Raw genomic sequence first — 9,518 nt, forward strand, 5'->3', positions numbered from 1 at the left:
ATCAGTGGTCTACGCAGATAATACTTTTCTTCCTTTACGACGACGAGCTGCTAGCACTTTACGTCCGTTCGCTGTGCTCATACGGCTGCGGAAACCATGTACTTTGCTGCGCTTACGTTTATTTGGTTGGTAAGTTCTTTTCATTATATGACACCTCCCTGAGGAATATCTGTTAAAGACAGTCCTATAAATTATAGTTAATCAACTAGGAAAATGTCAATGGTTCTCGAAATTTTCATCAAATATTCATTTTGAACCTATTCACATACTTTTTCACAGACCCTATATTTCCTTGTGGATAAATGTTTTTTCTGGGTTTTTATATCCACAAACCCTTTTCGTACTTTTACACAGTATATCGTGTTGTGGACAAGTTTATTCCACAAGGTATTGATTTTGTGGATAACTTTCTTAAATTCATTGCTATAGCTACTTTTTTTTGATATTATAGTTGTGTTTTCACTTTGAATAAGTTTTCCACACCTTTATCTTATCCACAATTTGTGTATAACATGTGGACAGTTTTAATCACATGTGGGTAAATGCTTATCCACATTTGCTTTTTTTGTCGAAAACCCTATCTCATATACAAACGACGTTTTTAGGTTTTAAAATACGTTTCGTATAAATATACATTTTATATTTATTTAGGTTGTACATTTGTTGCGCAACCTTATTCTTTTACCATCTTAGTAAAGGAGGGACACCTTTGGAAAACATCTCTGATTTATGGAACAGCGCCTTAAAAGAACTAGAAAAAAAGGTCAGTAAACCAAGTTATGAAACATGGTTAAAATCAACAACCGCACATAATTTAAAGAAAGACGTATTAACAATTACAGCTCCAAATGAATTCGCTCGTGATTGGTTAGAATCTCATTATTCAGAGCTAATTTCGGAAACACTTTATGATTTAACGGGGGCAAAATTAGCTATTCGCTTTATTATTCCCCAAAGTCAAGCTGAAGAGGAGATTGATCTTCCTCCTTCTAAACCAAATTCAGCACAAGATGATTCTAATCATTTACCACAGAGTATGCTAAATCCAAAATATACGTTTGATACATTTGTTATTGGCTCTGGTAACCGTTTTGCTCACGCTGCTTCATTGGCTGTAGCCGAAGCGCCAGCTAAAGCATATAATCCCCTCTTTATTTACGGGGGAGTTGGACTCGGGAAGACCCATTTAATGCATGCAATTGGTCATTATGTAATTGAACATAACCCAAACGCAAAGGTTGTATATTTATCATCAGAAAAATTTACAAATGAATTCATTAATTCAATTCGTGATAATAAAGCGGTCGATTTTCGTAATAAATACCGTAATGTAGATGTTTTATTAATAGATGATATTCAATTTCTAGCAGGAAAAGAACAAACTCAAGAAGAGTTTTTCCATACATTCAATGCATTACACGAAGAAAGTAAACAAATTGTAATTTCAAGTGATCGGCCACCAAAAGAAATTCCAACTTTAGAAGATCGTCTTCGTTCTCGCTTTGAATGGGGACTCATTACGGATATTACGCCACCAGATTTAGAAACACGAATTGCAATTTTACGTAAAAAAGCAAAGGCTGAAGGACTCGATATACCAAATGAGGTTATGCTTTATATTGCAAATCAAATTGATTCAAACATTCGTGAACTAGAAGGTGCACTTATCCGAGTTGTAGCTTATTCATCTTTAATTAACAAAGATATTAATGCTGATTTAGCAGCTGAAGCACTTAAAAATATTATTCCAAATTCTAAACCAAAAATTATCTCCATTTATGATATTCAAAAGGCTGTCGGGGATGTTTATCAAATAAAACTGGAAGATTTCAAGGCGAAAAAGCGAACAAAATCAGTTGCCTTCCCTCGCCAAATTGCAATGTATTTATCACGCGAACTTACAGATTACTCCTTACCTAAAATCGGTGAAGAATTTGGTGGACGTGATCATACAACAGTTATCCATGCTCATGAAAAAATTTCTAAGCTACTTAAAACGGATACGCAATTACAAAAACAAGTTGAAGAAATTAACGATATTTTAAAGTAGTAGCTGAATAGTGTGAATAACTTCCCTTGTTTTACGCACAGTCTATCCACATGTAGATAGACTGTTTTTACATCCTTTAACGGGGTTATCCACATATCCACAGGCCCTATTACTATTACTACTATTTTTTATCTTTATTAATTAAATAAAATATTATACTTACCGGAGGTTTTTCTTTATGCGTTTTACAATACAAAAAGACTATCTTGTAAGAAGTGTACAAGATGTAATGAAGGCTGTTTCTTCTCGTACAACAATTCCGATCCTTACAGGAATTAAAGTTGTCGCTACGGAAGAAGGAGTTACGTTAACAGGAAGCGATGCTGATATTTCTATTGAATCCTTTATCCCAGTTGAAGACAATGGAAAAGAAATCGTAGAAGTAGCACAATCAGGAAGTATTATTTTACAAGCAAAATATTTTAGTGAGATTGTAAAAAAATTACCTAAAGAGACTGTCGAAATTTCTGTGGAAAATCATTTTATGACGAAAATAATTTCTGGAAAATCAGAGTTTAATTTAAATGGTTTAGATTCTGCTGAATATCCATTGTTACCACAAATTGAAGAACATCATGTTTTTAAGATTCCAACAGATTTACTGAAACATATGATCAGACAAACTGTATTTGCAGTTTCCACTTCTGAAACAAGACCGATCTTGACAGGTGTAAACTGGAAAGTATATAACAGCGAATTAACTTGCATTGCTACAGATAGTCACAGGTTAGCTCTTCGAAAAGCAAAAATCGAAGGAATCGCAGATGAATTTCAAGCGAATGTTGTTATTCCAGGTAAAAGCTTAAATGAATTAAGCAAAATTCTAGATGAGTCTGAAGAAATGGTAGATATCGTTATTACGGAGTATCAAGTATTATTCCGTACAAAGCATTTATTATTCTTCTCAAGATTGTTAGAAGGTAATTATCCGGATACAACTCGTTTAATTCCAGCCGAAAGTAAAACAGATATTTTTGTAAATACAAAAGAATTTTTACAAGCAATTGATCGTGCATCTCTATTAGCAAGGGATGGTCGTAATAATGTTGTAAAATTATCAACTTTAGAAAAGGAAATGCTAGAAATTTCTTCGAATTCACCAGAAATTGGGAAAGTAGTAGAAGAAGTTCAATGTGAAAAAGTAGATGGGGAAGAGTTAAAAATATCTTTTAGTGCAAAATATATGATGGATGCATTAAAAGCTTTAGATAGTACTGAAATTAAAATTAGCTTTACTGGTGCGATGAGACCATTCTTAATTCGTACAGTAAATGATGATTCCATTATTCAATTAATTTTACCGGTTCGTACTTACTAAGTAAGAAGTAAGGGTTGCTAGTTTTCAGATACTAGTAGCCCTTATTTGATTTTTGGGTATTACTTTCCTAATGTTAGTTTATTTAGTACAATGAAAGAATGAACACTTTCAGAAAGTGAGCGATTTTATGAAACGTATTAAAATTTCAACAGAGTATATTACACTAGGACAATTTTTGAAGTTAGCTGATGTAATTGATACAGGTGGCGCTGTAAAATGGTTTTTACAAGAATATGAAGTGTACGTGAATCAAGAACTTGAAAATAGAAGAGGTCGCAAATTATATGCGAACGATATTATTGAAATTCCAGGAAGCGGAAGTTTCCAAGTTCAGTCATAAAGGGGGAGCCCTTTGTTTATTTCAGAAATACAATTAAAAAACTATCGCAATTATGAAAAGTTAGAGCTTTCCTTTGAAGATAAAGTGAATGTGATTATCGGTGAAAACGCACAAGGGAAAACGAATTTGATGGAAGCTATTTATGTTTTAGCGATGGCGAAATCTCATAGAACCTCTAATGATCGCGAGCTTATCCGTTGGGATGAAGACTTCGGTCAAATTAAAGGGAAATTACAAAAGAGAAATAGTTCTTTGTCTTTGGAATTAAATATTTCGAAAAAAGGTAAAAAGGCAAAATTAAATCAACTTGAACAACAAAAATTGAGTCAATATATTGGCATGATGAATGTTGTCATGTTTGCCCCAGAAGATTTAAATCTTGTAAAAGGAAGCCCTCAAGTAAGAAGACGCTTTTTAGATATGGAATTAGGCCAAATAGCTCCAGTCTATTTGTATGAATTGAGTCAATATCAAAAGGTGCTCACGCAACGAAATCACTTGCTGAAAAAGATGCAAGGGAATAGTAAGAATGAGGAAACGATGTTGGATGTATTTACACTTCAACTTATTGAGCATGGTGCAAAAATATTGCAAAAACGGTTTGAGTTTTTGCATTTACTACAAGAATGGGCAGCTCCAATTCATCGCGGTATAAGCCGTGGATTAGAAGAATTAGAAATTGTCTATAAACCAAGTGTAGATGTATCAGAATCAATGGATTTGTCGAAAATAAAAGAAGTATACTATGAAAATTTTCAATCTGTGAAACAACGTGAGATTTTCCGTGGTACGACTTTAATTGGTCCTCATCGTGATGATTTACAATTCTTCGTTAATAGTAAAAATGTTCAAGTCTTTGGTTCGCAAGGACAACAACGAACGACCGCACTGTCCCTAAAATTAGCTGAAATTGAATTGATTTACTCAGAAGTTAAGGAATATCCGGTTCTTTTATTGGATGATGTATTATCAGAATTAGATGATTATCGTCAATCGCATCTGTTAAATACAATTCAAGGAAAAGTGCAAACATTTGTGACAACGACGAGTGTCGACGGAATTGAACACGAAACATTAAAAGAAGCGAAAACAATTCATGTAACGAACGGCACGGTAGATTGTGAAATAGATAGGGCGTAATCCCTATTTAAATGGAAAAGTAGGTGATCTTTGTGTCAATGGAACAAAAGCAAATGGAAGAAAACTCATATGATGAAAGTCAGATACAGGTACTTGAAGGATTAGAAGCGGTTCGAAAACGCCCTGGGATGTATATTGGATCTACAAGTGGAAAAGGACTTCACCATCTTGTGTGGGAAATCGTCGATAATAGTATTGATGAAGCACTTGCAGGGTATTGTGATGAAATTAACGTTAGTATCGAAGAAGATAATAGTATTCTTGTAACGGATAATGGACGTGGTATTCCAGTTGGTATACAAGAAAAAATGGGACGTCCTGCTGTGGAAGTTATAATGACCGTTCTTCATGCTGGTGGTAAGTTTGGCGGTGGCGGTTATAAAGTTTCTGGTGGTTTGCATGGTGTTGGGGCATCTGTAGTAAATGCTCTATCAACAGAACTAGAAGTATTTGTACATCGTGAAGGCAAAATCCATTATCAAAAATACGAAAGAGGTATTCCGGTTGCGGATTTAAAAGTCATTGGTGACACAGATCAAACAGGGACGATAACTCGATTTAAACCAGATCCAGAAATTTTTCAGGAAACAATAGTATACGAATTTGATACGTTAGCAACTCGTATGCGTGAATTAGCATTTTTAAATCGTAATATTAAATTAACAATTGAAGATAAACGTGAACATAAACAGAAGAAAGAATTCCATTATGAAGGTGGAATTAAATCATATGTTGAACATTTAAATCGTTCAAAACAGCCAATTCATGAAGAACCTGTATATGTAGAAGGTTCAAAAGATGGTATTCAGGTTGAAGTTGCGCTTCAATATAACGAAGGATACACAAATCATATTTACTCATTTACAAATAATATTCATACGTATGAAGGTGGTACACATGAGGTAGGATTTAAAACAGCCTTAACTCGTGTGATCAACGATTATGGTCGTAAAAATAATATTTTAAAAGATGCGGATAGTAATTTAACTGGTGAAGATGTTCGTGAAGGTTTAACAGCGATTGTGTCAATTAAACATCCAAATCCACAATTCGAAGGACAAACGAAGACAAAACTTGGAAATAGTGAAGCAAGAACAATTACAGAGTCAGTATTCTCAGAGGCATTTGAAAAGTTCTTACTGGAAAATCCCAATGTTGCACGTAAAATTATAGATAAAGGGACGATGGCAGCGCGTGCGCGTGTAGCAGCTAAAAAGGCTCGTGAGTTAACTCGCCGAAAGAGTGCTTTAGAAGTTTCAAGTTTACCAGGGAAATTGGCAGACTGTTCTTCTAAAGATCCAGCAATTAGTGAAATCTATATCGTAGAGGGTGACTCTGCGGGTGGGTCTGCAAAACAAGGGCGCGATCGTCATTTCCAAGCAATTTTACCGCTGAAGGGTAAAATTATTAATGTTGAAAAGGCACGCTTAGATAAAATTTTATCAAATGATGAAGTTCGTACAATTATTACGGCGATTGGTACAAATATCGGCGGAGACTTCGCTATTGAAAAAGCACGCTATCATAAAGTTATTATTATGACGGATGCCGATGTTGATGGTGCGCATATTCGTACCCTATTATTAACGTTCTTCTATCGCTATATGCGTCAAATAATTGAGTGCGGTTATATATATATCGCACAGCCACCTTTGTTTAAAGTACAACAAGGTAAGAAAATTCAATATGCTTACAACGATAAGGAACTTGAAAAAATCTTAGCTGAATTACCAGCCCAACCTAAGCCGGGGATTCAGCGTTATAAAGGTCTAGGGGAAATGAATCCAACTCAGTTATGGGAGACGACAATGGACCCAGAAGTACGTTCATTACTTCAAGTTTCACTTCAAGATGCAATTGAAGCGGATGAAACATTTGAAATTTTGATGGGAGATAAAGTAGAGCCACGTCGTAACTTTATCCAAGAAAATGCAAAATACGTGAAAAACCTTGATATTTAAATGGGTAATGACAGGAATCTAAGTATTCCTGTCTTCTACATATAAATCAATGTATGTGTAACGGAAATGTAAGAGGAGGTGCTGGTTGATGTCAGACAATCAACAACAAGCACGAATTCGAGAAATTAATATTAGTCATGAAATGCGTACCTCGTTTTTAGATTACGCAATGAGTGTTATCGTATCTCGTGCATTACCAGATGTTCGTGATGGATTAAAACCTGTGCATCGTAGGGTTTTATATGCGATGAATGATTTAGGAATTACAGCTGATAAAGCATATAAGAAATCAGCGCGTATTGTCGGTGAAGTAATCGGTAAGTATCACCCTCACGGTGATTCAGCTGTTTACGAGACGATGGTACGTATGGCGCAAGATTTTAGTCAACGTTATATGCTTGTTGATGGGCATGGTAACTTTGGTTCTGTTGATGGTGATTCAGCAGCAGCGATGCGTTATACAGAAGCGAGAATGTCTAAGATCTCTATGGAATTAATACGTGATATTTCAAAAAACACGATTGATTATCAAGATAACTATGATGGTTCTGAAAGAGAGCCAATTGTATTGCCAGCGCGTTTCCCTAATTTATTAGTGAATGGTACGACGGGTATTGCGGTAGGTATGGCAACGAATATTCCACCGCATCAACTTGGTGAAGTAATTGATGGTGTATTGGCACTAAGCCATAATCCCGACATTACGATTGCGGAATTAATGGAGTTTATTCCAGGACCAGATTTTCCAACAGCAGGTTTAATTTTGGGACGAAGTGGGATTCGAAGAGCGTATGAAACAGGTAGAGGCTCTATTATGCTTCGAGCTAAAGTTGAAATTGAAGAGAAGTCAAATGGTAAACAATCTATTCTTGTAACTGAACTACCTTATCAAGTTAATAAGGCGCGATTAATTGAAAAAATTGCAGAATTAGTTCGTGATAAGAAAATTGAAGGTATTACGGATTTACGTGATGAGTCAGATCGAAACGGTATGCGTATTGTTATGGAAGTACGCCGTGATGCCAATGCCAATGTACTATTAAATAATCTATATAAACATACAGCACTTCAAACGAGTTTTGGTATTAATATGTTGTCTCTTGTAAATGGAGAGCCACAAGTACTAAATTTAAAACAAAATTTATATCATTACTTGGAGCATCAGAAGGTAGTAATTCGTCGACGTACTGCTTATGAATTAGAAAAAGCAGAGGCGCGTGCTCATATTTTAGAAGGATTACGAATTGCTCTAGATCATCTAGATGAAGTTATTACGTTAATTCGTAGTTCGAAAACAGCAGATATTGCAAAACAGGGCTTAATGGAACGTTTCGGTTTAAGTGAGAAACAAGCACAAGCAATTTTAGATATGCGTCTGCAACGTTTAACAGGATTAGAACGTGAAAAAATTGAGCAAGAATATCAAGACTTAATGAAGTTAATCGCTGAATTACAAGCAATCTTAGCAGATGAAGAGAAAGTTCTTGAAATTATTCGTGAAGAATTAACGGAAGTAAAAGAACGCTTCAATGATAAGAGACGAACGGAAATCACAATTGGTGGCATGGAATTTATTGAAGATGAAGATTTGATTCCAGAGCAAAACATCGCTATTACGTTAACTCATAATGGTTATATTAAGAGGTTACCGGCTTCTACGTACAAAACACAGAACCGTGGTGGACGTGGTGTGCAAGGAATGGGAACAAATGATGATGATTTCGTAGAACATTTATTAACTACTTCTACGCATGATCACATTTTATTCTTTACTAATAAAGGGAAAGTATACCGTACGAAAGGATATGAAATCCCAGAGTATAGTCGTACAGCAAAAGGTATACCTATTATTAACTTATTAGGTGTAGATAAGGGTGAATGGATTAACGCCATTATTCCAATTCGTGAATTTGGTGATGATGAATTCTTATTCTTCACAACAAAACAAGGTATTTCTAAGAGAACGCCACTTTCATCATTTGCAAATATACGTACGAATGGTTTAATCGCCATCTCTCTTCGTGAAGAGGATGAAGTAATATCTGTACGTTTAACATCTGGTGATAAGGATATTATTGTAGGAACAAGCAATGGTATGTTAATTCGCTTTAACGAGCAAGATGTGCGTTCTATGGGACGTAATGCGGCTGGTGTAAAAGCAATTACATTAGGTGATGAAGATCAAGTTGTAGGCATGGAAATTGTCGAAGAGGATGTAAATGTTCTAATCGTAACGAAAAATGGTTATGGAAAACGTACACCTATTGATGAATACCGTTTACAAAGCCGTGGTGGTAAAGGTCTGAAGACTTGTAATATTACAGATAAAAACGGTAAATTAGTAGCTGTTAAATCTGTAACAGGTGAAGAAGATATCATGTTAATTACGGCAGCAGGTGTTATTATTCGTATGCCAGTTGATCAAATCTCTCAAATGGGACGTAATACACAAGGTGTTCGTCTAATTCGATTAGAGGATGAGCAAGAGGTAGCGACGGTAGCAAAAGCACAGAAAGATGAAGAAGAGGAATCTAATGAAGAGGTTTCTACTGAAGAATAAGAGGGGGGATTTTTTCCTCCTCTTATTTTTTTATAATAATACTTGCATAGCAATGGGAAAGTCTATATAATAGGCAGAGTCAGCAAATGAGAGATACAAATTATCTTAAAAAACTTGTTGACGAAAATAATATACTGTGATATATTATG

General features: G+C 35.2%; 7 protein-coding genes. 6 read left to right on the forward strand and 1 reads right to left on the reverse strand.

Features of this window, described 5'->3' with window-relative positions; all coding sequences use genetic code 11:
- Positions 1–9: 9 nt before the first annotated feature.
- Entirely contained in the window at positions 10–144 is a 135-nt protein-coding gene (rpmH, locus tag ILS93_RS23220; RefSeq protein WP_000831901.1) for a 50S ribosomal protein L34, read from the reverse strand.
- 565 nt (positions 145–709) lie between these two features.
- Here rpmH and dnaA point away from each other — a divergent pair.
- The 6 genes from dnaA (at position 710) to gyrA (ending at position 9,369) form a co-directional block, all read left to right on the forward strand.
- Positions 710–2,050: a chromosomal replication initiator protein DnaA gene (gene dnaA, locus ILS93_RS23225; RefSeq protein WP_000428027.1), complete on the forward strand. Its 1,341-nt coding sequence runs from the start codon at positions 710–712 to the stop codon at positions 2,048–2,050.
- A 178-nt stretch (positions 2,051–2,228) separates the two neighbouring features.
- Positions 2,229–3,368, forward strand: coding sequence for a DNA polymerase III subunit beta (gene dnaN, locus ILS93_RS23230; RefSeq protein WP_064475172.1), 1,140 nt, complete (start codon positions 2,229–2,231; stop codon positions 3,366–3,368).
- Positions 3,369–3,495: 127 nt separating this feature from the next.
- Entirely contained in the window at positions 3,496–3,708 is a 213-nt protein-coding gene (gene yaaA, locus ILS93_RS23235; protein WP_000821367.1) for a S4 domain-containing protein YaaA, read from the forward strand.
- 12 nt (positions 3,709–3,720) lie between these two features.
- Positions 3,721–4,848 (forward strand): DNA replication/repair protein RecF, encoded by a 1,128-nt coding sequence (gene recF, locus ILS93_RS23240; RefSeq protein WP_222661347.1) that lies wholly within the window; start codon positions 3,721–3,723, stop codon positions 4,846–4,848.
- A 38-nt stretch (positions 4,849–4,886) separates the two neighbouring features.
- Positions 4,887–6,809 (forward strand): DNA topoisomerase (ATP-hydrolyzing) subunit B, encoded by a 1,923-nt coding sequence (gyrB, locus tag ILS93_RS23245; RefSeq protein ID WP_000435974.1) that lies wholly within the window; start codon positions 4,887–4,889, stop codon positions 6,807–6,809.
- Between the two features lie 88 nt (positions 6,810–6,897).
- Entirely contained in the window at positions 6,898–9,369 is a 2,472-nt protein-coding gene (gene gyrA, locus ILS93_RS23250) for a DNA gyrase subunit A (protein ID WP_222661349.1), read from the forward strand.
- The last annotated feature ends 149 nt before the right edge of the window (positions 9,370–9,518 follow it).

Origin of the sequence: Bacillus sp. 16GRE42, assembly GCF_019837435.1 — a bacterium.
Taxonomy (GTDB): Bacteria; Bacillota; Bacilli; order Bacillales; family Bacillaceae_G; genus Bacillus_A; species Bacillus_A wiedmannii.